At 60.1% G+C, this 22,213-nt stretch carries 22 protein-coding genes and 1 tRNA gene; 7 read left to right on the forward strand and 16 right to left on the reverse strand.

Annotated elements, in window-relative coordinates:
• The first annotated feature begins 58 nt into the window (after positions 1 to 58).
• From K8U03_15540 to K8U03_15555, 4 genes are all read left to right on the forward strand, one after another.
• Positions 59 to 550 (forward strand): hypothetical protein, encoded by a 492-nt coding sequence (locus K8U03_15540; protein MCE9606308.1) that lies wholly within the window; start codon positions 59 to 61, stop codon positions 548 to 550.
• Positions 551 to 1,307: 757 nt separating this feature from the next.
• Entirely contained in the window at positions 1,308 to 1,493 is a 186-nt protein-coding gene (locus K8U03_15545; GenBank protein MCE9606309.1) for a hypothetical protein, read from the forward strand.
• 449 nt (positions 1,494 to 1,942) lie between these two features.
• A complete protein-coding gene (locus tag K8U03_15550) occupies positions 1,943 to 2,566 on the forward strand; it encodes a class I SAM-dependent methyltransferase (protein ID MCE9606310.1) in 624 nt (207 codons plus the stop codon).
• Positions 2,567 to 2,645: 79 nt separating this feature from the next.
• Positions 2,646 to 2,719 (forward strand) — tRNA-Arg (locus tag K8U03_15555).
• Positions 2,720 to 2,777: 58 nt separating this feature from the next.
• Here the strand turns inward: K8U03_15555 and K8U03_15560 are convergent.
• Positions 2,778 to 3,023, reverse strand: coding sequence for a hypothetical protein (locus tag K8U03_15560; protein ID MCE9606311.1), 246 nt, complete (start codon positions 3,021 to 3,023; stop codon positions 2,778 to 2,780).
• A 76-nt stretch (positions 3,024 to 3,099) separates the two neighbouring features.
• Here K8U03_15560 and rfbC point away from each other — a divergent pair, with 76 nt between their 5' ends.
• Positions 3,100 to 3,660, forward strand: a complete 561-nt coding sequence (gene rfbC, locus K8U03_15565; protein ID MCE9606312.1) for a dTDP-4-dehydrorhamnose 3,5-epimerase — start codon at positions 3,100 to 3,102, stop codon at positions 3,658 to 3,660.
• Positions 3,661 to 3,671: 11 nt separating this feature from the next.
• Here rfbC and K8U03_15570 read toward each other — a convergent pair whose 3' ends face one another.
• From K8U03_15570 to rfbG, 8 genes are all read right to left on the reverse strand, one after another.
• The gene (locus tag K8U03_15570) at positions 3,672 to 4,595 is read right to left on the reverse strand and encodes a transketolase (GenBank protein ID MCE9606313.1); all 924 of its coding nucleotides are present in this window, start codon (positions 4,593 to 4,595) and stop codon (positions 3,672 to 3,674) included.
• Complete coding sequence (locus K8U03_15575; protein ID MCE9606314.1) at positions 4,592 to 5,416, reverse strand: transketolase; 825 nt, start codon at positions 5,414 to 5,416, stop codon at positions 4,592 to 4,594. The genes K8U03_15570 and K8U03_15575 overlap by 4 nt, the downstream gene beginning before the upstream one ends.
• 22 nt (positions 5,417 to 5,438) lie before the next feature.
• Complete coding sequence (locus K8U03_15580; protein MCE9606315.1) at positions 5,439 to 6,578, reverse strand: aminoglycoside phosphotransferase family protein; 1,140 nt, start codon at positions 6,576 to 6,578, stop codon at positions 5,439 to 5,441.
• A gap of 45 nt (positions 6,579 to 6,623) precedes the next feature.
• Positions 6,624 to 7,586: a sulfotransferase gene (locus K8U03_15585; protein MCE9606316.1), complete on the reverse strand. Its 963-nt coding sequence runs from the start codon at positions 7,584 to 7,586 to the stop codon at positions 6,624 to 6,626.
• An 83-nt stretch (positions 7,587 to 7,669) separates the two neighbouring features.
• Positions 7,670 to 8,476 (reverse strand): glucose-1-phosphate cytidylyltransferase, encoded by an 807-nt coding sequence (rfbF, locus tag K8U03_15590; protein ID MCE9606317.1) that lies wholly within the window; start codon positions 8,474 to 8,476, stop codon positions 7,670 to 7,672.
• 49 nt (positions 8,477 to 8,525) lie between these two features.
• Positions 8,526 to 9,560, reverse strand: a complete 1,035-nt coding sequence (locus K8U03_15595; GenBank protein MCE9606318.1) for a glycosyltransferase family 2 protein — start codon at positions 9,558 to 9,560, stop codon at positions 8,526 to 8,528.
• A 32-nt stretch (positions 9,561 to 9,592) separates the two neighbouring features.
• A complete protein-coding gene (locus tag K8U03_15600) occupies positions 9,593 to 10,558 on the reverse strand; it encodes an NAD(P)-dependent oxidoreductase (protein MCE9606319.1) in 966 nt (321 codons plus the stop codon).
• A 45-nt stretch (positions 10,559 to 10,603) separates the two neighbouring features.
• The gene (gene rfbG, locus K8U03_15605; GenBank protein ID MCE9606320.1) at positions 10,604 to 11,776 is read right to left on the reverse strand and encodes a CDP-glucose 4,6-dehydratase; all 1,173 of its coding nucleotides are present in this window, start codon (positions 11,774 to 11,776) and stop codon (positions 10,604 to 10,606) included.
• 311 nt (positions 11,777 to 12,087) lie between these two features.
• On the opposite strand from rfbG, the gene K8U03_15610 reads away from it, so the two are divergent.
• Complete coding sequence (locus K8U03_15610) at positions 12,088 to 12,543, forward strand: VanZ family protein (GenBank protein MCE9606321.1); 456 nt, start codon at positions 12,088 to 12,090, stop codon at positions 12,541 to 12,543.
• Positions 12,544 to 12,563: 20 nt separating this feature from the next.
• Here K8U03_15610 and K8U03_15615 read toward each other — a convergent pair whose 3' ends face one another.
• The 3 genes from K8U03_15615 to K8U03_15625 form a co-directional block, all read right to left on the reverse strand.
• Positions 12,564 to 13,553 carry a DUF1570 domain-containing protein gene (locus K8U03_15615; protein MCE9606322.1) on the reverse strand — a complete coding sequence of 330 codons (990 nt, stop codon included), beginning with the start codon at positions 13,551 to 13,553 and terminating at the stop codon, positions 12,564 to 12,566.
• Positions 13,554 to 13,772: 219 nt separating this feature from the next.
• Positions 13,773 to 15,236 carry an Nramp family divalent metal transporter gene (locus K8U03_15620; protein MCE9606323.1) on the reverse strand — a complete coding sequence of 488 codons (1,464 nt, stop codon included), beginning with the start codon at positions 15,234 to 15,236 and terminating at the stop codon, positions 13,773 to 13,775.
• Positions 15,237 to 15,416: 180 nt separating this feature from the next.
• On the reverse strand, positions 15,417 to 15,743 hold the full coding sequence (locus K8U03_15625; GenBank protein ID MCE9606324.1) for a hypothetical protein: 327 nt from the start codon (positions 15,741 to 15,743) through the stop codon (positions 15,417 to 15,419).
• A 159-nt stretch (positions 15,744 to 15,902) separates the two neighbouring features.
• Here K8U03_15625 and K8U03_15630 point away from each other — a divergent pair, with 159 nt between their 5' ends.
• Positions 15,903 to 17,486 (forward strand): glycosyltransferase family 39 protein, encoded by a 1,584-nt coding sequence (locus tag K8U03_15630; GenBank protein ID MCE9606325.1) that lies wholly within the window; start codon positions 15,903 to 15,905, stop codon positions 17,484 to 17,486.
• On the opposite strand, the gene K8U03_15635 is transcribed toward K8U03_15630, so the two are convergent.
• From K8U03_15635 to K8U03_15650, 4 genes are all read right to left on the reverse strand, one after another.
• Entirely contained in the window at positions 17,392 to 18,357 is a 966-nt protein-coding gene (locus tag K8U03_15635) for a flippase-like domain-containing protein (protein ID MCE9606326.1), read from the reverse strand. The two genes, K8U03_15630 and K8U03_15635, sit on opposite strands and share 95 nt — an antisense overlap.
• 19 nt (positions 18,358 to 18,376) lie before the next feature.
• A complete protein-coding gene (locus K8U03_15640) occupies positions 18,377 to 20,080 on the reverse strand; it encodes a hypothetical protein (GenBank protein MCE9606327.1) in 1,704 nt (567 codons plus the stop codon).
• A gap of 27 nt (positions 20,081 to 20,107) precedes the next feature.
• On the reverse strand, positions 20,108 to 21,049 hold the full coding sequence (locus K8U03_15645) for a glycosyltransferase family 2 protein (GenBank protein MCE9606328.1): 942 nt from the start codon (positions 21,047 to 21,049) through the stop codon (positions 20,108 to 20,110).
• Positions 21,050 to 21,134: 85 nt separating this feature from the next.
• Positions 21,135 to 22,145 (reverse strand): GDP-mannose 4,6-dehydratase, encoded by a 1,011-nt coding sequence (locus tag K8U03_15650; GenBank protein MCE9606329.1) that lies wholly within the window; start codon positions 22,143 to 22,145, stop codon positions 21,135 to 21,137.
• Between the last annotated feature and the right edge of the window lie 68 nt (positions 22,146 to 22,213).

The raw sequence follows: 22,213 nt of genomic DNA on the forward strand, positions 1-22,213 counted from the left end.
GCCACGCCTAGAATGAATTCGAGTAACTCGCGGAGGCGTTTCGTAGGAGAGTTTCCCCATGTCCGTCAATGAATTGTGGTTCACGGCGATCGTCGTGGCACTCGCGGCTTGCGTCGTCGGAGTGACGGTATGGCGGCGCCGGCCGACGCGCGCCATGCGCGACGCGCAGAGCTTCGAGCTTTTGCGCCGCAGCTTTCATCGCGAGCGCGAACGGGTCGAAGCGAAATTCGTCGAGCTCGCCTCGGCGAGCGGCAAGCCGCGCGGACTCCGCTGGAAAGACTGCGATTTCGAGGACGGCGTCGCTTATGCACGCGATCGCAAGAGCGGCGAGCTCTGCGCCTTCGTCGCCGTCACGGTTGCTTTCGAGGCGATCGAAGGGGGGGGCATGGAGGAGGTCGAAGCGGTGAGCAATCTCCGCGCTGCCACGGCCGTGTTCCGTCACAAAGAGCACCATTGGTCGACAGACGGGCGAGTGATCTTCAACTTGAAGCCGGTCCAAGCGATCGCTCACTTCCAGGATAGTCTGGTGCTCGTCGGCGAAGAGGCTTAGGCCCGCCTCGTCGACGCTCGTCATCGCGCATTCCGACCGGCCTCCTCGTTTGCGCACGTGTTGCAAACGCTTCGCCATGCGCATTCGGCTGCCGACGAGTTCTTTACGCAACACGATCTCGCGCCCTGGACGGAAGCCTTGGGGAGTTGCTTTCACCGTGCCTCGATCGATGCAGGCACACACAAGCGGCGTCGCAGGCATGTCGGATCGACCGCCTGTAACGACACGACCGTCTTTAACGGACGATCTCGACGTTCATCGATTGCCGAGAAGTCCGATCGGTCGGGTTCGATTGCGACGATCGTAACGGTGGCGCCGGCCAAGTAGCGGGCCGCAGAATCGTCGGCGATGTCTTAAACCGCATGCGCGGTGCGATGCTCCTTCATCGTTAAAGAGAGCACGCGCGGTAACGTTTGCAGAGCTTACCTGCGCGATACCTCCGGTATCGCTTGAACAACCGCATCATTGCTCGCAGTGCTTGAGATTTTCCAAGCTTCTCGTCGATGAGCATCTTGCCCACGACGCCTAAGCGTCAAGCCCTTATTAACCCGTTCCATTCCTGTTTCTTGTGTGGGAGTTCGAGTACCATGCGTTCCATCGTTAGTGCCTTTGTTGCCGTCTGTTTGTTGGCTATCGGCGCGTCGACGTCGGAAGCCGGGCTGTGCAAGAAGTCGTGCTGTCCGAAGCCGACCTGCTGCAAGCCGAAGTGCTGCCCGAAGCCGAAGTGCTGCCCGAAAGTGAAATGCTGCAAGCCTAAGTGCTGCAAACCGAAGTGCTGCCCGAAGCCGAAGTGCTGCAAGCCAAAGTGCTGCAAGCCGAAGTGCTCGTTGTTCTCGAAGTCGTGCTGCAAGAAGAGCTGCTGCAAGAAGCCGACCTGCTGCCCAGCCCCGGCTCCTTGCTGTGCCAAGAAGTCGTGCTGCAAGGCTTCGAAGTGCTGCGCTAAGAAGTGCTGCAAGCCGAAGTGCAAGAAGAGCCGTTGCTGCAAGAAGTCTTGCAAGAAGAGCTGCTGCTCGGCTCCTAGCTGTGCCGCTCCGACCTGTGCCGAACCAGCTTGCGGCGTAGCTGCTCCCGTTGCTCCGGCTGTGAAGCCTGCCGCTCCGGCCGTGAAGCCGGCTGCTCCGAGCGTTGCTCCTTCGGACGTCAAGCCTGCCGCCCCGAAGCCGATGACGCCACCGGCCCCGAAGGCCGACAAAGCCGCGAAGATCTAACTCGCTGATTCCTAGCGAATCACGAACGCACTCAAAGCAACAGGCCGGGCCGAGGTTAACCACACCTCGGTCCGGCTCTGTTTTTTGGTGTTTGAATCAAGAGCGAACCGGAGACCTTACGAAATAGTAAGCATGCAGTCGAAGTTCGATTGCCGCTTCGCACCTTGATCGACCTGCACTTGAAATGACTTCTTTGCTTCCCGCTTATTGCACTTCGTTGTTGAATCGTTGTTCCGACTTCGGTTGGGAATCGTGGTTACGAGTTCAGACGACGCGCAGCGCCCCGAGTCCGCATCGCGATGCGCATCGCTACGGTTACCTTGCGTTCCACACCTACTTTTCCATCTTCGACCATCTGGCTCTGACCGCAAACGATACGGTCGTCGATCTCGGTTGCGGCAAGGGGCGTGTCGTCTGCGTAGCGGCGCAATATCGGATTCGTGAGGCGATCGGAGTCGAGATCGACTCCATGCTCGCCGCGCAAGCCGTGTCGAACGCCGAGCGCATGCGCCGACGCCGTTCGCCGCTAAGGATCGTGTGCGAATCGGCGACGGCGTTCGATTATTCGACGACGACCGTGATCGTGATGTTTCATCCTTTCGGCAGCGACACCATGAACGAGGTTCTCGATCGGCTGCACGATTCGCTCGCTCGAAATCCGCGGGTGGTGCGCATCGTTTATGCGAATCCCGAGTATTGCTCGGTACTCACCGCGCGCAGTTGGCTCAAGCTCGAAGCCGGCTGGAGCCCGACCGCGTGGGGGCGTGTGAAGTTTCCGATCCATTTCTATCGCACCATCGTCACATAGTTGCCGCCGGCCGGTATTTCGCCTACATTCGGCGTAAGGACGGCTGTGCGGAAATCGATCTCGCGACCGTCGTCCATTTGCCCTCGTAGCTCAGTTGTATAGAGCACGGATTTCCTAAATCCGGGGTCGCCGGTTAGAGTCCGGCCGGGGGTATTTTCCGAGCGAAATAAGTAGCAAGAAGTGGGACCTTCGTCGCCGTCGAGAGCCGTTGCTACTCGACCGTAGCAACGGCCGTGGCCCGATCGACGACGAGGACCAAGTCGGCCAGCCGGGGCCGTTCTTGAACGCCGCCGCTGCAGCCTGCGATGAGCTCGTCGAACGTGACGCAGAGTCTGATTCGTAGCGCAACGGCATCGGCGGAAGCTTCGACGATTCTCAAGCCGGCATTGGTCGGCCAGCCGCCGTCGGCGACGAACCGCTCCAGCGGCAAGCGACTGGTCGGCAATTCAGCTCGCAACGTGGTTTCCAGATCGTCGTGCCCGAAGGCGCGGAGCGTATTCGGTAGCTTTTGTTTTAGCAGTGATTGCGAATCTATGAACGTCGTTCCAACCGATCTGCCGGGTGTAGTCATCATCGAGCCGAAAGTGTTCGGCGATGTGCGGGGGTTTTTCATCGAGACATGGCAGCGCGAGCGATACGCGAGCCATGGAATCGGACCCGACTTCGTGCAAGATAATCTTTCACGATCGAGTCGCGGCGTGCTGCGCGGGCTGCACTACCAGTGGCCGAATCCTCAAGGCAAGCTCGTCTCCGTTCTTGAAGGAGAAGTGATCGATGTGGCGGTGGATGTGCGGCTCGGTTCGCCGAACTTCGGCCGCTGGACGTCCGTCAGAATCTCCGCCGAGAACAAGCGACAACTGTTCGTTCCGCCGGGCTTCGCCCACGGTTTTGCCGTGACCTCGGAGACGGCGCTCTTTGCGTACAAATGCACGGACTATTACTATCCGCAGTTCGACCACGGCATCCGCTACGACGATCCCGCGATCGGCGTCGCGTGGGAGACGGAGAATCCGACACTTTCGGCGAAAGACGGCAAGATGCCGTTGCTCGCCGAGATACCGCAAGAATCCTTGCCACGTTACGTGCCCGCTTAAGCTGGCGCCTATTACGCAACTCGTCGCAGTCGGACGCAACTGCGCGCGAGATTATAGAGATCGCCGCAGCGCCGACGAAGATACTCTTGCGAGCCGACGTATTGGCGAACTTCATCCGGCACGCCGAACTTGCGGAAGAACCCGAACGGCTTCCCCGATTCTGCCAACAGATCGGCGATCGCGGAGCCGAGTCCGCCGACGAGGCTGTGTTCTTCCACCGAAACGATGCCGCCGGTTTGCTTTGCCGCCGCGAGCACCGCTTCGTGATCGAGCGGTTTCACCGTATGCATGCTCAATACGCGAACCGACAAACCATCGGCTTCCAATCGGGCCGCGGTACGAACGGTTTCCGCGAGCATCGCGCCGGTGCTGATCAGCGTAAGATCGGATCCGTCGCGCAACATCAGCGCGCGACCGAGCCTGAACTTCGGCTGCGAAGCATGCACGCTCGGCTCTTTAGCTTTGCCGAGCCGCAAATAACAAGGCCCGGCCGCTTGCGCCACGGCTTCCGTTGCGCCGCGCGTTTCTTCAGGGTCGCCGGGTGCGACGACCGTCATGCCCGGCAGGCAGCGCATCACGGCGAGGTCTTCGATGCCGTGGTGCGTGTAGCCTTGCGGCCCGTAAGAGAAGCCGCCGCCGACGGAAACGATCTTCACGTTGGCTTCGTGGTAGCAGATATCGACTCGGATTTGCTCCAGGCAGCGAAACGTCGGGAAGTTGGCGATGGAAAAAATGAACGGCACTTTGCCGCAGCGCGCTAAGCCCGCGGCGATGCCGGCCATGTTTTGTTCGGCGACGCCGACGTTGAGATAGCGCCGCGGGAAGCGATCGCGAAAAGTTTCGAGCACGGAGTAGCCGAGGTCGGCGGTCAGTAACCAAATCCGTTCGTCGCGGGCCGCAACTTCACAGAGCGTTTCGATAAACGAGGTTCTCATGTGGCGACACCGAGTTCGTGGTAGGCGGTCGCAAGTTGAGCATCGTCCGGAGATTTATAATGCCACGCCAACTTGTCTTCCATGAAACTAACGCCCTTCCCTTTGACGGTATGAGCGATGACCACGGTCGGGCGTCCGGCGACGAGCGGCACCTGATCGAACGCGGCCAGCAGCGCTTCGGGATCGTGACCATCGACTTCCAAAACGCTCCAACCGAAAGCTCGCCATTTATCCGCGAGCGGATCGAGCGGCAAGACCTCGTCGACGGTGCCGAAACTTTGGATCTTGTTGTAATCGACGATCGCGACGAGGTTGTCGAGCTTGTGATGCGGCGCGAAAAGGATCGCCTCCCAACTCGAGCCTTCATCAAGCTCGCCGTCGCTCAGAAGCGCATACACGCGATACGGACGAGCATCGCTTTTGCCGGCCAAGGCCATGCCGGTCGCGGTAGAAAGTCCATGGCCGAGCGAGCCCGACGACATTTCGACGCCCGGTACGCCGTGATGCGTGATATGGCCGGCAAGGTGCGAGCCGTCGCGACAAAACGTATCGAGCCACGCGAGAGGGAAAAATCCTCGTTCCGCTAAGACCGCATAGATCGCCGCTGCGCCGTGCCCTTTGCTCAGCACGAACCGATCGCGATCGTCCCATTCCGGCCGTCGAGGGTTGACGCGTAAGACGCTTCCGTACAGCACGGCCAGAATGTCCGTCATCGAAAAGCAGCTGCCGATGTGCGAGGCTTTCGTGGCATGCACCATGCGCAGCGTATGCAAGCGGATTCGTCGGGCGAGTTCGCGGATAAAATCAAGATCGCGGGTCATGGAAACATTCTCGGTAAGAATCTCAAGCGGCGTAGAAACTCGACGCGACCTCGGTGCGCAAGGCCGCCAAGGCGAGCTGAATGCGCTGCGCTGCCGGAGTGCGTCCCGGCACATCGACGATGCCGAGCCGGCGGCGAAGCACGGTTTTCGCCAGCGCAATGCGAAGGAAATAGATCTGCAAACGGCGCAGGTCGGTCGCGTCGAGCGGCACGTATTCGCGATAGCCGGCGAGGAGCCAAGCATGCCGGTGCTCGGGATGAAACGTGGCGCAAAAGGCGAGGTCGAAGAGCGGATCGCCGAACAAGCAATCTTCCCAATCGATCAACTGCGTGATCCGTCGACCATCGGTAAAGATGTTGTGATTGCCGAGGTCGCCGTGGAGTAAGACCAAGGGGACGGCGGAAGGAAGGGCATCGGGCGAAGCGAACACCGCTTCGATGCGGCGAACCTCGTTCGAGTCGATCGCACCGAGGTCGCGGCAGATCGCAAGATGGGTATCGAGTTGCGTGAGTACATAGTCCGGCCAAGCATCGTGTGCTCCGCGCATCGTCGGCGATGGGTCGGAGTTTCCCGGTTCGACCGTTATCAGCCCGGCACCTCTTCCGCGCACGACATGAATCTGTGCGAGTTGCCGGCCGAGGTCGATCAAGAGAGGTTGCATCAGCGAGTCGTCGTGATCGAATTCGCGAAGCGAGGCACCGGGCGCTTCCGAAAGCAACTCATAGGAAAAAGGAACGAGTCGCTGCGAGGTATCGACGCAGTAGACCTCGAGGCCGGACAGGCCGGCCCGTCGTAATCGGTCGTGAGCCCAGGCGTCGATGAGCAGCGATTGGTTTCCGTAATCGTCGCAGTGCGGTTCGGTGAGCCCCGCAATCGCGATCCTGGCGATAATGCGTCGCCCGTCGTCGAACGCGATCCGAAACAGTCGATGAAAGGTTCCTTGTTCGGCGAGCGGTTGGATGTCGAATTGCGCTGCTTCGGCATGGGAACTCGAAAGCCCATCGCGCACGACCAATGCGAGACCTTCGCGATAAGCGGCCGTTTGCTCGGCGGTATCGGGCCTGCGGAACGAGCGCAGTCTTTCGTCCGAGAGTCGTAGATCGGCCTTCGGATAAAACATCGCCCGTCGCGCGCGACGGTCATGATCGATGTTCTCCGCCATGGCCCGACTCCGAATTCGCGATGAAAATGCGGCTTGTGGAAAAATCTAAGCGGCTTTGGAAGTCGAGTTCGTCGTCGAGTCGGCGACCCAAAAGTTTTCGTAGCCGAGCTGACGCTGCATGACGATCGACAACGACTTGATCTCCGCTTTTTGCGCGTCGGTCAGCAGGTTTGCGGTCGCGAGATTCGTGGCGGGAGTCGGAACGCGGATCGTGCCCCAAGGGTACACCTCCTTCAACTCCGTGCCGTTCCACGATGGATAGAGGCACGCTTCCGACCAAGACAATCCCAGCCGCGCGCAGAGTTTGCTCATCGCAACTTTTGGGTCGGCGACGAGATCTTCATAGCGCAGGATATGAAAATTCCGCGGGAAGCGCTCGGCATAGGTGAGCGCTAAGTGTTGGCAATAGTTCCAGGTCCAAGTGTAGCGCTCGATTCCGAGCGGAAACGGACGCTTACTCGTATCGGCGAATCCGGAATAAGGATTGCGAACGACATGAATGACGTGGGCGTTCGGGAAGTCGGCGAAGATCTTTTCCGAGTCGAGACACAAGACCGGGCTGTAGCCGAGATAGGCCTGTTCTTTACCGGTTCGCCGGACGTTCGTCCAAGCATCGAAGGTCGAGCGGAAGAACGCTTCCACGGCGTTCGCTCGAGTCCTGGGCTTGCCGTTCATGAAATCCAGATAGCTGCGCTTCCGATCCGCTTCGTTGATCTGCATGTCGGCATGCCGGAATTTGCTACGGTCCGGCGTCCGGAGCATGACCTTCATCTCTTCGTCGAAGAAGAGCTCGTAGTCGTGCGCGGCATTGCCCGACATCGGAAACTCCGGCCAACGATACTTGAAGGGGACGTAGCTGCTGAGGTAATCGGAAACGAGGCTGGTTCCCAATTGCGATTCGAACGGATACGCGAACAACTCCGGATGGCCGTCGAGCATGCGATGCGTGGTGTTTCCGCCGTTTTCATACATCGCGGAAATCATGATCAACTTAAATTCAGCGGCCATCGCGAAGCGTCCTTACGTGGTCATAGGAAACGGAGATATCGGCGCGGCGGTCTGCCTGTCGTCGTGCGTGCGGAGCGTCGAGGTTAGGCGACGGCGCGAAGTCGGGCGGTGTCCCAAGAGTTCCAAGGGGCTTTGCCGTTCGACCAAAGATCGTTCAAGTATTTGTAATCGCGGCTGCTGTCCATCGGGTGCCAGAAGCCGGAGTGTTCGAAAGCGCCGAGTTGCCCGTCGCGCGCTAGTCGCCGCAACGGGGCTTGTTCTAGAACTAGCGAGGAGTCGTCGACGAGCCTCGACAAAAACTGCCGCTGAAAGACGAAGAATCCACCGCTGATCAACCCTTTGGAAAGGGGCGGCTTCTCGGAAAAGTTTTGGACGATTCCCCCTTCGATATCGAGTTCGCCGAATCGGCCGGGAGGCTGCACGGCGGTAACGGTGCCGAGCTTTCCATGCGCGTCATGAAATTCGACGAGCTTACGGAGATCGACGTCGGCGACGCCATCGCCGTAAGTCAGACAAAAGCGATTGCCGTGTAAATACTTCTCGACTCGTTTCAAGCGGCAGCCGGTCATCGCCTCGGCGCCGGTTTCGGCCAGGGTGACTTTCCAGTCTTCGTCGGCCGCGGCGTTGTTATGAATCTCGATCGGCCCGGAGTCGCCGAGGTCGAGCGTGAAGTCGTTTTGCGCTAGGTGATAATCGAGAAAGAATTGCTTGATGATCCAACTCTTGTAGCCCAGGCACAGCACGAAATCCTTGAAACCGTATTGCGCATACGACTTCATGATGTGCCAGAGAATCGGCCGGCCGCCGATCGGGATCATCGGCTTGGGAATGTCTTCGGCGACGTCGCGAATGCGCGTCCCTTGACCTCCGCAGAGAATAACAACTTGCATGCCGCCTCCCTTCGCAAACTTTCCGATCCGTTCGGAAGAGGAGGTTATATCAGGCGGCCGATCTCGTCTCCAATAACGAAATAGAACCGCCGGCATTGCTCGCATCGCTTGCGTGCGGCGTCTTGTTGCGTTCGAAGTTCAACCTGCCGCGCTCGATCACCAGCGGCCTGCGGCGCACTTGAAAATGGATGGCGCTGATGTATTCCCCCATGACGCCTAAGAAGAACAGGATCACGCCGGAGAAAAAGAAAATCGCCGTAATGATCGTGGCGATGCCTGGAGAAGCCAGCGTGCGACCGAAGATCAGATGCGCGACGACGGTGAACGCCGCGTAAACGAAGCTCAAGAGCGACAATGTCGTTCCTAAGAACAGGCAAGCGCGCATCGGCAAGTTCGTGAACGAGATCAAGCCGTTCAAGCCTTGATCGACGAGATGATAAAGCCGGTTCTTCGAGAAGCCCTTGGCCCGTGCTTTCCAGGTATAAGGAACTCCCACGGCGCGAAAGCCGCAAGAAGCGATCATGCCGCGAATATAGGGATAGTAGTCATCGAACTGACGCAGCGTGTCGACGACGACTCGATCTACGAGTTGAAACTCGCCGACGTCGTTGGGGATATCGATGCTCGCGAACCGGCTGACCAAGCGATAGTACAATCGACGCGTATTACGCATCAGCCAACTCTCTTGCCGATTCGCGCGAATGCCGTAGACGATCTCGTTCCCTTGTTCCCAACTGCGCACGAAGTCGACGATTACCTCGGGCGGGTCTTGAAGATCGGCGGCGAGCAACACGACGACGGCATCGCCTGAAGTGCTGAGCAGTCCGTTGAACGTCGAACGAAACGGCCCGAAGTTGCGAGCGTTGAAGATGACGCGCACGTTCGGATCTTCTTGCGCCAACCGACGCAAGACGGCGACGCTCGCGTCGGTCGAGCGATTGTCGCAAAAGAGATGCTCGTAGTCGTATTCCGGCAATTGCTCGGCGAAGACGTTGCGCACCGCATCGCGGCAATCGACGAGGTTCGCTTCCTCGTTGTAGCAGGGAGTCACGATGCTGATCTTTTTACGCACGATCTTATCCATGAAACTCTCATTCGGCTCGTAGCGATGTTCTTTTAAGCGGCTCTTGCGGCCCGATGGAGCGAAGGATCGGTCATCGATCGGTTCTGCAAGCTGCGGCACCAAGCCACGGTCCGACTTAATCCCTCGACGAGCGAAACGCGTGGTTGCCAGCCCGTCGCCGCTCGCAATCGCGTGATGTTCGCTTCCAATCGCATGACTTGATCGGGTCGGTACGGCACTTCGCCGAAGCCGATCTCCGCGTTGGGATCGATGGCGTCGCGCACTTGCTCGATGATTTCGCGAATCGTGGCCGTAGTGCCCGAACCGACGTTGAAAATGCCTTGTGCAGCGGGAGCGGCTAATATCGCGACGATCGCCGCTGCGACATCCTCGACGTAGACGTAGTCCCAGCGTTGTTCGCCGGCCGTCGTCGTCGGGCGTTCGCCGCGCAGCAGTTTCAACGCGATGTACGGTATCAGCCACGAGGGATCGTCGTGCGGTCCGTAAGCTGAGAACAGTCGAAGCCAAGCGTAGCGCATGCCGAGCGTTGCGCACAGCGCTTGCGTCTGTCGGCAGGTCGTCAGTTTGGCGGCGCCATAGAGTGTGGTCGGGTGAGTCGGCGTCGTTTCGTCGATCCGGTCGGCGCACGGTCCATATTCCGCTTGCGAGCCGAGGCCGATCCAGTGCTTCGCTCCGGCTCCGTGTGTGAGTCTCACTAGGTCCAGCGCGCGAGAAATGTTGGTCTGCTGCTCGGCTTGATTACGGGCCGAGTTCAACACCCCGTCCCAAGCGAGATGCACGACGGCATCCGGACGAAACCGTTCCAGCTTCGGGCCCAGGTTCGAGGGCCGATCGAGATCGCTCGTAACGACGCGAACTTGCGAGAGCAAATCGCGAATGCGGCTCACGTCGGAATCCGGTCGAACGAGAATCGCGACCTCATGATCGCTCGATGCCGTGAGGCAGCGCAGCGTATGCGAGCCGATGAAGCCCGTCGCACCGGTAAGAAAAATCCGCATTCCGTGCTTCCTTGCACCAGCGAAAGATGAATCTGCTTTCGTAACCTAAGCGGCATGCATGCCGACGGCACGCGATACGCCGGATTGTTTCGTGAGCGTATCCGTCGTCGTGGCTTGTTCGTAGTCGGCGATTTCATCGGCACAAAGCTCGTCGGTCGCGCCGGCTTCGGAGTAGAAGCGTCGGTACCAACGAGCCGTGCGTTCGACCGCTTCGCGAATTTGCCACCGCGGCTTCCAACCGAGCCGGCATACCGCCTTATCGATGCACAATCGCAGCACCGAAGTCTCATGCGGTTGATTCGGCTCTCCGGCATCGTGCCATTTTCCGCAGCCCCACGCCGCGAAGAAGGCATCGGCGAGCTTTCCGACCGGCCATTCATCTCCCGGCAGCGGCCCGAAGTTCCACGGTTCGCACCATCGGGCACTCGGCTTGTTCATCATTATCGTCGCCAGCGTGAGGTACCCGCTCAACGGCTCGAGCACATGCTGCCAAGGGCGAATCGCCTGCGGATTGCGCAAGCGTGCCGGTTCCCCTACAACCGTGCAGCGGACCAATTCCGTAAGCACGCGGTCGGGTGCCCAATCGCCCCCGCCGATGACATTGCCGGCCCGAGCGCTGGCGAGAGAGATGCCATGTTGCGCGAGTTGCTGAGGAGGAAAGAACGACTGTCGATAGGAGCCGACGACGAGCTCGGCAGCTCCCTTGCTGGCGCTATACGGATCGAAGCCGCCGAGCGGATCGGATTCTCGATAGCCCCACGTCTGTTCGCGATTCTCGTAGCATTTGTCGGTCGTGACGACGACCACGGCGCAGGGGCGCGCGAGCGTGCGCAGACTTTCCAGCAAGTTGACCGTTCCCATCACGTTCACGTCCATCGTTTCGCGCGGCGCCGCATAGCTGGTGCGAACCAGCGGTTGCGCCGCGAGATGGAACACGACGTCGGGCTTCGCGGCTCGCAGCGCACCGTGAAGCGTCTCCCGATCACGGATGTCGGCTTCGTAGTGCGAGGCGAGCGTTTCGACGACACGACTCACCGTAAAGTTGTTCGGAGCCGATTCTCCCGTAGTCGAATCGCCACGAGGAGGCGCGAGCGCGTAGCCCGTGACGTTCGCGCCGAGGCGGGCCAGCCACAACGAAAGCCATGAGCCCTTGAAGCCCGTATGGCCGGTAACGAAGACCGATTTTCCGGCGAGTGCGGCGCTGAACTCCGAAGTCATATTCCGGCCCATGCGACGCAGTGATTCGAGAGACCAAGGAGGCGTTTTCATAACGGGAGCCGCTCGAAACGCCGGCAGTGTCTGCTAGCAGCCGCAATTCACGAAGCCATGTTCGCCGTTAGCGGCAAGTACGATATCGCTTGCGTTCTCCATGGTCAACGACGACTTCGCCATGAGCGCGAATGGGGAGCCGATTTAAGCTGTCGTCGAAGACCGTAGTTGAGGTATGGTTGGGGCGACACGAACGAGCGTTTCGGAAGCCACTCTTCGTTGTTTGCCGCAACATTCTCTCAGCGCATCGGGTTTGCGAGTTGATCAACCACATAACCTCGGCATTCACGCCTCGTCGCTTGCTGCATCTGCTATCAGCCGCTTCGCTGTGCTATTGGCTGGTGCTGACGGTCGCAATGCACGTCCCGCTGAAGAAAGTGTCGCCGAGGCTGCAAGAGACTATTCCGTCGGATAAGACGATTCATTTCGTCCTCTATGCAGGTCTCGCTCTGCTCGCGATCGCGACGATCGAGCAACGAGCGTGGGTCGACCCTGCGCGACGACCGGTCACCAGACTGGCCCGTTACGGCGCAGCGTTCTTATTCTGCACCGTCAACGGACTCCTCGATGAGGTGACGCAGCCTCTGACGAATCGTGCTTGCGATCTCAACGACTTCATTGCGGATTGCATCGGAGCGGCGCTGGCGCTCGTCGGCTTCTATCTCTTGAGCCGAATCGTCGCATTCTTTTGGGATCGCCGAACGCGCGTCGCATGATCGATGCGCAGGACCTTCGGTTAGTATTGCAGCGCGAGCGCCCAAGCTTGGAAGTCGCGATCGATTTGCTGCCAACGCTCGTCGCCGAATAGCTCGCGAACGGTCTGGAGGCCCCGTGGATCTTTTTCGTGAGCGGTGCGGAAGCGGCGATAAAATTCCTGCAACAGTTTCCGCTCTTGCAAGTACAAGCAGAAGTAGCGCGCTTGCGCGTAGTTGAGGCCGACGAGGGGTCCGCGAAAGTCGTCGGAGCGGATGAGGTGTTCGAGCGACCCGAGTCGTTGTTTGCGAATCGCCTCTTGTAGGCCGGGGAGTCGCCAATTCGGCAGGCCTTCGATCCCTTGGTCGTTCGGCAGAAATTGCGATTGTTCGTAGAGCGACGCGAGACCTTCGTTGAACCAGTCGGGCACTTTCGGAAAATCGAAATCAAGCAGCGCATGCGTCAGCTCATGCACGAGCGTTCCGCCGCCGGTGCCGACATTCATCACCAGCGTCCGGCGATCGGCCTTGTAGTAGCCGTACACGCTGATCCCTTCTTCGTTGAAGAGTTGCTTCGCATAGTGGTTGTAGCTCTTCTCGTTAATGAAGAGCAGCACCGTGATCGGAGCGTTGGGAGTCTTTTGAAAGTAGTAGGTCGTGAGCGCTCGTGCCGCTGCGGCGATTGTCTTGTCGTGCCATTCGATCAATTCTTTTTCCGGCATATCGCCGGCGATCAGATACGGCGCACGCACTACGACGGCGCACTCCTTCCCGAGCTTCGTGCGAAGTTGCTCGGCGGCTTGCAGGCAATCCGCCTCAAGATTACGAACTTCGCCGCCTGCCGTTGTTCCGTTGCCTGCTGTGCCGCTTGCCGCGGCGGTCGGGCGTCGGATGTTCGTGTCCTGCGCGTGCAGCACATGGTTGCCGGTGATCGGCCCGCTCGCTTCGCGCTTCAGCCAATGCGAGATCGCGAACGACGTCGCGATGATCGGCAACGGCCCAAGCACGAAGATGGAGATCCGCCGGCGATCCACGCTCGAGGCCTTTCGCTTTCGTGATCAAGAATCGAACGACGCGCAGTTATGGAACGGACGCGCAGCTGTGCGACGACTTTCGATTCTAACCGAGCCGGCGCACGAAAGAAGAATCGGCCGTCGAATCGGCGGGTTTGTCTCGTGGCCGAGGTCGAGAACTAACGATTACGCCGTACTTAACGAGTACTTAACGAGCGACGATGCCGGCTTCGACACCGCTTAGCTGCCGAAAAACTGCTTCGCCATCTTGGCCGTTTCGGCATACGCCCCCCAGCCGCCGGCAACGGCGAGCCCGGCCACGGAGAGCCACAGAAAAAAGTCCCAGACCTTCCCAGGCGCGATGCGTGGGTCGCATTTCTTATAGCGAAAGTAAAGTCCGGCGACACCGAGCATCGGCAACAATACCGCTTGCGCCAACCCGGCGATGATGACCAGCGCGACCGGGTCCTTCGAGATCACATAGACGATCAGATTGGTAAACGGAAACGCCGCGCTGAGGATTTTGATCCAGCGCCGCTTCGTCGCTTCCGAAGTGCCGGTGATGCGAAACACGCCGAGCGCATCGGCCGCTACGCGGGCGTTGCCGGCCGTGGCGACGAACAGCGTCGAGTAGAGCACCGCGAACGCGCCGAGCAGGAAGACATATTCGCCCCAAGGATCGAACACGTCTTTGTACATCAACGAGAGCGTGTGAATCATGCCCGACCCTTTGGGCGACAATCCTTTCTTGAACAAGACGGCGGCACCGAGCACGTAGAACGCGACCGTGGCGAACGTATAGATCAGCATCGAGCACCAAGCGTCGTAGCGCATCACGCGCATCCAACCTCGCGCCCGCTCGGCCCATTCCGGGCTCCGATCGCGCACGCCCGTATAGCGAGCGTAACCTCGCTCGATGCACCAATAAGGATACGCAATCAGCTCGGAAGCCCCGACGCCGATGATGCCGAACGTCGCCAAAGCCACGGCCAGCGGGTCGACGCCGGTCACGGAGTTCTTCGCGGGGAGATAGAACGAAAGCCCATGCTTAATGTTGTTCCAGCCGATGTCGGCGTCGGAAAAGCTCGGCAACGCGAAGACGTTGAATATCGTTACCGCGGTGAAGCCCGCGACCAGGATCGTCGACACGTTTTGGATGAGCGAGTAGCGCCCGTTGACGAGCAGAATCGAGGTCACGATCGTGATGATGACGCTGTAGGTCACATCGTCGTAAGTTTGCAACGGCACATCGGGATGCTTCAGGTGCTCGAGGAAATCTCCGGTGATTGGGAACGTCATCGCCAGCGCTTGCCCGACCCCACCGAGAATGCCGCCGAGTTGGCCGATCGCGCTGGTGAGGAACATGAGGAACCAGGCCCACACCAACCAGCTGACGTGCAAGCGCGGACCGGGGATTTGGTCGAGCGCCTCGATCGTCGGCACTCCTTCGGCCAAGGCATACCGACCGAATTCGATCTGAATGAATACCTTGATGACGCAGCCGATCAAGATCAGCCACAAGAGCGTATAGCCGGCCTCGGCACCGGTCTTCGTCGTGCCGATCAATTCGCCGGAGCCGACGATCGACGCCGCGATGATCAGGCCCGGCCCTAAGCGGCGCAGGATCCCGAAAAGAGTCGTCGGCGGAGCGACGGTGCCGGTCGTGGGAGTGCGCGCGGATTCATCGGAGGCGGAGGAAGTCATTGCAGGGGAACCATGCGATTGCTTGCGAAGACATTACTGCCGGTAATGCTCGCACGATTACAACCGCATCCCGCCTCGCTGTAAAGCGAAAATCAAGCTTTCCTTCGGGGCGTTCGTCAGTCGGCTCCCCGCGCGCTTCACAGCGCGACCGGTTTCGCGAAACGATTCACCCACCGGCGACTAGCGATTGCGCCGGGCCGAGTTCACGGTCTTGGACGCGTTGCGGGAGAAACTGGTCGGCTTGTTCGTCGGTTGCGGCTCGGCGACCGGTTGGGGAACCGCCGGAGCCTGCGGGCTTTCCATGATCGTCTCGCCGGGCACGACCTGCTCGCCCGAGGTCGTGTAGCCCGAGAAAACCGAGCCTCGGCGTTCCTTGCCGCACAATTCGGAATTGCTTTCGCCCGGATTCGTCGGGCTGCAATAGTCGTACGAAGGGCAGCACATCGTGCAACCGCTCGACAAAATCGTGGCCGCAACGACGACAAGCGAACCGAGTCGGGTCTTCATGGAAAATCCTTTTCCTGTACCGCATGAGCGAGCGGATTCGGTCGGGCTCTCGAGCGGCGTCAAACCGCTCTGGGACCGATAATCCCGTAGGAGTATGATCGGCGGAAAAGTCGGCATAACCCGCACCTTTCTCCCAACCTTCAATAAGATTTCCGATTCATGGCGGCCGAATCTTTAACGCCGACCGAGCTCCGAACCGCAGTCGCGGCATTGCCGGCGGCTCGAACTTCGCCCGGAATTTCGCGAGCGTTCGCCGTCGCATGGAATTCCGTACGCGCAATCGGTGCCACGCCGCTGTTTTGCCTGCTGCTCGCTACGTTCGTGGTGCGGATCGGCGGCATCGATCGTCCGATCGTCAGCACGTTTGCCACCAAGAGCGCCGTGTATGCGATGGTCGCGCGTAATTGGGCACTCGGGCGCGCTCCTGTGTGGCGGCCGACGATCGATTGCGTCGCCGACGGCGAGCGGGCCTGGCATCTCATGGAATGGCCGGCGCCGGCTTATGCGGCCGGCCTCGGTTGGAGCCTCTTCGGCGGCTCGCTCGACGCTTGGGGGCGCGGCATCTCGATCGTCGCTTCGCTGTTCGCCGTGTTCTTCGTCTACCGTTTGAGCGAGCGCTGGTTCGGCGCTCGTGCGGCACAAGCGGCGGGCTTCGTGCTCGCGTTCTCGCCCGTGAGCATTATCTACGGCCAAAGCCTGCTGCTCGAAGCCTCGCTCGCGGCGTTGCTCTTGGCGACGCTTGACTGCTTCGATACTTGGCTCGCGACTCGAAAAGTCGTTTATCTTGCAGCCTCGGCCCTCGCTTGCGGCCTCGCAGTCCTCACCAAGATCTATCTGCTGCTCGCGGTCGTGCCGCTCGTTGCGATGCTTGTGGTGTCGAGTCGATCGTCGCGCACAAAACTTGCGCCACGAATGTTGCTTGCAGCGCTCGTCTTCGGTGTCGCGCTGCTGTTGCCTGCCGCTTGGTACTACTACGTCTTCACCGTTTCGCCGACTTCCGGCCCGGCAGCGGAATACCATCCCCTGAGCCGAGCGACGATTCATGGCTTTCCGCATCCCTTGCTATTCACCCCGTCTTACTACGCGCGACTGGGCATCGATCTCTTCACGGTCGTGCTGACGCCGCTGGGTGTATTGCTCGCCGGGGTCGGAATCATCGACGGACGTTTCCGCCGCCACTTGCCGTTGCTCGCCACGTTCTGCTGTCTTCCGATCCTCTTTCCGTTGAAGTTTCTGGTTGCGAACTATTATTACGTGGTGCTTCTGCCGGCCCTGGCGTTCGCCGTCGGGCTCGGTTGGCAGCGTTGGAACGAGCGATATGTTCCGAGCTTGCGAACGAAGCAATTCCTAGTGGCTTGCACGCTCTTGATAGCGCTCCGCTATGCGATCGGTCCCGCCTTTCGCACTCCGACGGAAGATCGCGGAGTCGTGGCCGCCGCCGAGGTCGTACGAAGTGCGACGCACGCCGAAGAACGAATCGTCACGATGCACGGTTCGACGCTGGATCTGCTTTACTATTGCGATCGGCCGGGCTGGGCTCTCGACGTCGCCGATCCCCAACTCTCCAAGAAACTAACGACTGCCCGGCATGAAGGGGCTCGCAAGCTCATCGTCGTCGGCATGGACTCGGTCGCGCGCCAGCCTGCGACTAGCGAACTTCTAGCGTCTCTCGTGCTCGAGCAGTCGGGCGACGACTGGCGACTCTACTCGCTGGTTGCTCCGGCGCCGTCTCCCGCGCCGTAGCCGGTTGTTTCGCACGCCGCAACGTGAGCAGCATCGGGATGCCGACCGCGCCTGGAACGAGATAGCGGAGTGCGGTCAACATGCCGACGATCGCCATCGTCGGAGCCGTAGCGACGTCGGCAAAGAGCCAAACGAGAGCGGCGTCGCGCGTGCCGATGCCGCAGAACGCCGCCGGTGCCAATCCTGCGAACAGTGCGATCGGCGCTCGTTGCAACGTCGTGGCAAGCGAAACATCGACGCCGCAAGCGACCACGAAGAAATGAATCTGCGCGAGATGCATGATCCACAGAAGAGCCGTCGCTCCGATCCATGCCGCGTAGTCGAACGAACGAGCTTGAAATCGGTTTACGACTGCGAGCAAACAGCCGCAGCCAATCGCTAAGCAAGCCCCTTGACCGAACGAGAGTCCTAAGAAGCCGATGCCGATCGCCGTGAGCAACATGCCGACATCGCCGAGTTTTTCCAAAAGCGCACGAATCGTGGCCTGCTTGCGCAGCGTCGGTTCGTTCGGCACCATCGCCGCTTTGGAAAAATCGCCGAGCTTGGCCGGAACGACGAGATTGAGGGCCGAAGCCGCGAGGGTTTGTCGCAACGATTCCGAATAAGCGACGTACGCCAATGGACGCAACAACCGCTGCCAGCGCCAAGCGGAAACGAGCGTCTGCGGTACGAACAGCAGTAGGCCGCAGATCAGCAACGACAAATCGATCGAGGCCGCGACGACGACGGCCTCGCGCCACGCCACGGCTCGGTAGAGCATGCCGCACAGAATCGTCGTTCCCACGATCTTCAACGCAAACATCGCCGGACGACGCCAAGCGAAAAGTCGTGCGCGAAGCGATCGGGGGTCGGCGGCGACAGCGGACGGCATGACGTTTCCTTCGGAGAACTTAAAACTCGCGCACGATCACGATACGCCGAGCCGTGTTCCATTCGGCGGCGCGGGAAGTGTAGTCTTGCCACGGTTGACGCAACGACTGCTGATAGGTTTCCGCCGCGGCCGTATAGGCGGCTTGCAAGTCGGAGGCGAACGCAAGACGACGCACTCGGATTTTCGGATCCGTGAGTTCGAGCGTGTCGGTCACTCGGAGACGGGACGCAGCGTGAGCAACGTCGGCGTCGAGAAACTCCAAGCCGCGGGTCATGCGCACGGGAGCCGAAACGCCGCCGGAAATCACGCGGCGTTGTAAGAACTGCCGAATCGCCGTTCGCCCCCAACGGCCGATCGTCCCCATCACCGTATGCAACGCGGCTTGTTTCAGCGGAGTGGCGCGCTCGAAGCGTACGAAGTTCAACATGCGCATCGCCGTGATCGTCCGAATCGCTTCGGAATCGGCGGCGGTGACGATGTCCGTGGCCGTCGAGAGGTCGTGGGTTTGCGAAACGGCGACGCGACCGTCGTCGAATTCGACGATCAGCCCGGCATCGACGGTAGCTCGTTTGTCTCGGAAATGTTGAAAGACCCCACCTCGCGCCGTCGAGACAACCGTGTGGCTCGTGCTATCGCGCAGTACGAAGAGTCCGGCTTCGTGAAAAATTTTCTGCCTGCGATTCGATTCTTCGTGTCGTTCGCGCGGCGCCTGTCGGTGGGGAGCTTGCTCCGCATACGCCTCGAATAGATTGGCGATACGGTGAACATACATCCGGTCGTCGTCGAAGTGCGCCGCGGTCTCTTGGGCCAGCGATCGCAAATAGCCGTGAACCAAGGTTGCGGCATGCTGATGGTCGCCGGCGAGAATCTCCATGCCGTGTGGATAGAAATGCCGTGTCCCTCGGCTCCCGTAGCAGCCTGCGTAACTGTCGTCGGGATGCAGAAACCAACGGCAAAACGAGACGGCTCGCCGCAGCGGCTCTTCCAGCCATTCGAAGCCCGGCTCGCGGAAGAACTTGGCTAAGCAATCGATCGTCACGGTTTGGTAGCCCGGGTCGGCCCCCTCGTATTCGGGAAACCAACCCTCGGGCGATTGCCAAGCGACGACACGTTCGAGCCGTGAGATCGCCGCTCGTGCGAGGTCGGGTCGTTGCGTCAGTTGGGACGTGCGCCAAAGTGCGAGTGCCGAGAGAGCATGATGATTCGTGAGTCGGCCCGACTCGTCGTGTTCGGCGATCCATGCGGCGCGGCGCGCGAAGAACTTCAGCAAGTCGCGATCATCGAGCTCGAGCAGTCGATACGTTTCGGTGGCCGCTTGCAGCGAGAACACCGCGGCACCGAGAGCCCGTTCTTGCGGATAATAATCGTCGCACGATCCATCGGCATGCGCGCTTTTCGCAGAGAATCGCAGGATCGCGATCGCCGCTTCGGCGAGCCTTGCTTCGCCATACCAAGTGTTGCCGGGTAGTCGTTGTGTGTAGGCAAGGGCCAACGGCAAGGCTGCTTCTTGATACATCTCGGACGGAAAGGCCGCCGTGCGATAATGCCAATACTGCCGATCGCAACAGCCATAGCTCGGCCCGAACGCGTTGCGATCTACCGAGGCGAGTATTCGCGGAATCGCGGGGAGTGCGGCGCTGAGATAGTGTCGGCGAAGACCGTCGTTCTTTAGCGCCGGAAAGTCGCGAGATTCCGCGATCACGATTCCCAAATCGGTAGCCATGGTCCACAGCCTCTCGCGTTGCGGGCGTTACCGCCGATGATGGGCCACGATGATTTCGGCGAGCAGCCCGAACATGCCGGTGAAGAATCCCGCGGTCAACAAGACGATGTCCGATTCTTGCATCGAGCCGGTTGCGTAGAAGCTGTAAATGCTTTTGGCGATCCCCAGGCCGAGCACCATCGCAGCGGCAGGGAGGAAGACGCGCAACGGTCGGAAATACGACACGATACGAACGACGGTATTCAGGTACGCCAGCGTATCCTTCAAAGGATGGAACTTACTTTTGCCGATTCGCGGGCGATATTCCGTCGGCACGTATTTCACGGTGTGGTCGTTCGTGAGAAACGCGAGCGTCATCGTCGTTACGCAGCTAAAACCATCGGGCACGGCCCAGAGCCACGGCAACATCGCTTCGCGCTTGAACGCTTTCAAGCCGGTGTTGAGATCCGGGATATTACGGCCGGTGAGGTAGCAGGCGAGCTTGCGAATGAACCACTTGGCAGGCATGCGCAACCAGGGCCAAGTTCCTTGCTCCGAAGTGCGCGCTCCGTTGACTTGGTCGTATTCCGGAAAGTATTTCAACAGATCGCGAATCGCATGCGCGGGATAGCTCCCATCGGCATCGAGCATCACGACGACATCGCCGCGCGCCTCGCGCACACCGATCTTGCGAGCAGCCCCGGCACCCCGATTCTCCGGCCTGCGAATCACGCGCACCGGGCAGCGAATGCAACCGGCGGCGAAACGCTCGGCGTAAGCCGCAGTGCGATCGGTCGAGGCATCGTCGACGACGAGAATCTCGAACTTGAGCGGCTCGTCTTCGAGCGCGACGACGATCTCGGCCAGCACGTGCTCGATGGCCCGCTCTTCGTTGAAAGCCGGGAGCAAGACGGTGACATCGTAGGCTTGCCGCGCGGTCTGTTCGACCGGCTCGGCTATTAACGCTCGGCGCGCAAGAATCCCTTCCATGACGGCTACCTTCATCCATGAAGCGGAAGCATCCGCAACTTTGATAACCGATGCCGGCGTCGTCACCAAGACCACTTACGACGCATTAAACGGCGTAGCTTCCGGTGCGATAGCGATGCCGGTTCTTTTCGATCCATTCGATCGATTCCCGGAGGCCGGTATCGAGATCGACCGCAGGAGTCCAGTCGATCAGCCTGCGTGCTTTGTCGGCGGAGCACAGGAGTTGTAAGACTTCGCTTTTTTCCGGTCGGCGGCGATCGTCGTTCGTCGTCACGTGCAGGTTCTTGCCGAGAATCCGACCGACCCGTTCGACGACTTCGCCGATGGTCACGCCGGTTCCGGTGCCGAGATTGACGACCTCGCCAAGAGCTTCATCCGAGGCTACGGCGGCGGCGATGAAGCCGCGCGCCGTGTCGCGTACGAATAGGAAGTCGCGAATCGGCGTAATGCTTCCCAGCCGGAGTTCGTCGCCGGCGAGGGCTTGCGTGATGATCGTCGGAATCACGGCCCGAGCGCTCTGGCGCGGCCCGAACGTATTGAAGGGGCGAACCGTGACGACCGGAGTCTGAAAGGAAGCGAAGTAGCTATATGCTAGCTGATCCGCCCCGACCTTCGTCGCCGCATACGGGCTCTGGGCATGAATCGGATGTAGTTCATCGATCGGCGTGTATTGAGCCGTGCCGTAGACTTCGCTCGTCGAAGTATGCAGCAGACGCCCGATGCCGGCATCGCGGCAGGCTTCCAAAATGTTGAGCGTTCCGACGACGTTGACGTCGACGTAGCTTTGCGGAGCTTGGTAGCTGTAGGGGATTCCGATCAGAGCCGCGAGATGAAATACCGTGGTGCAGCCTTTCACGGCATGGCACATCGCGGTCCGATCCCGAACGTCGGAGAAGAGCACCTCGACGTCGAGGAGAACCTCGGCGTCGACGGTCGCGAGGCTCCCTAAATCGCTTCGCCCATTGTAATGGACGACGGCGCGAACGGACGCCCCTGAGCGCACGAGGGCCTCGACGAGATGACTGCCGATGAATCCGCCGGCACCGGTGACGAGAACTTTCGTGCCCGCTAGTGATTTCGCGATCGTCGAACTCATGCCCGGCTCCGGTGGTCGAATAGATCGCGCGATTCTACGCGTTTTTCGCAATCGACCGCAAGGCGATC

Source organism: Planctomycetia bacterium, assembly GCA_021413845.1.
Lineage (GTDB): Bacteria > Planctomycetota > Planctomycetia > Pirellulales > PNKZ01 > PNKZ01.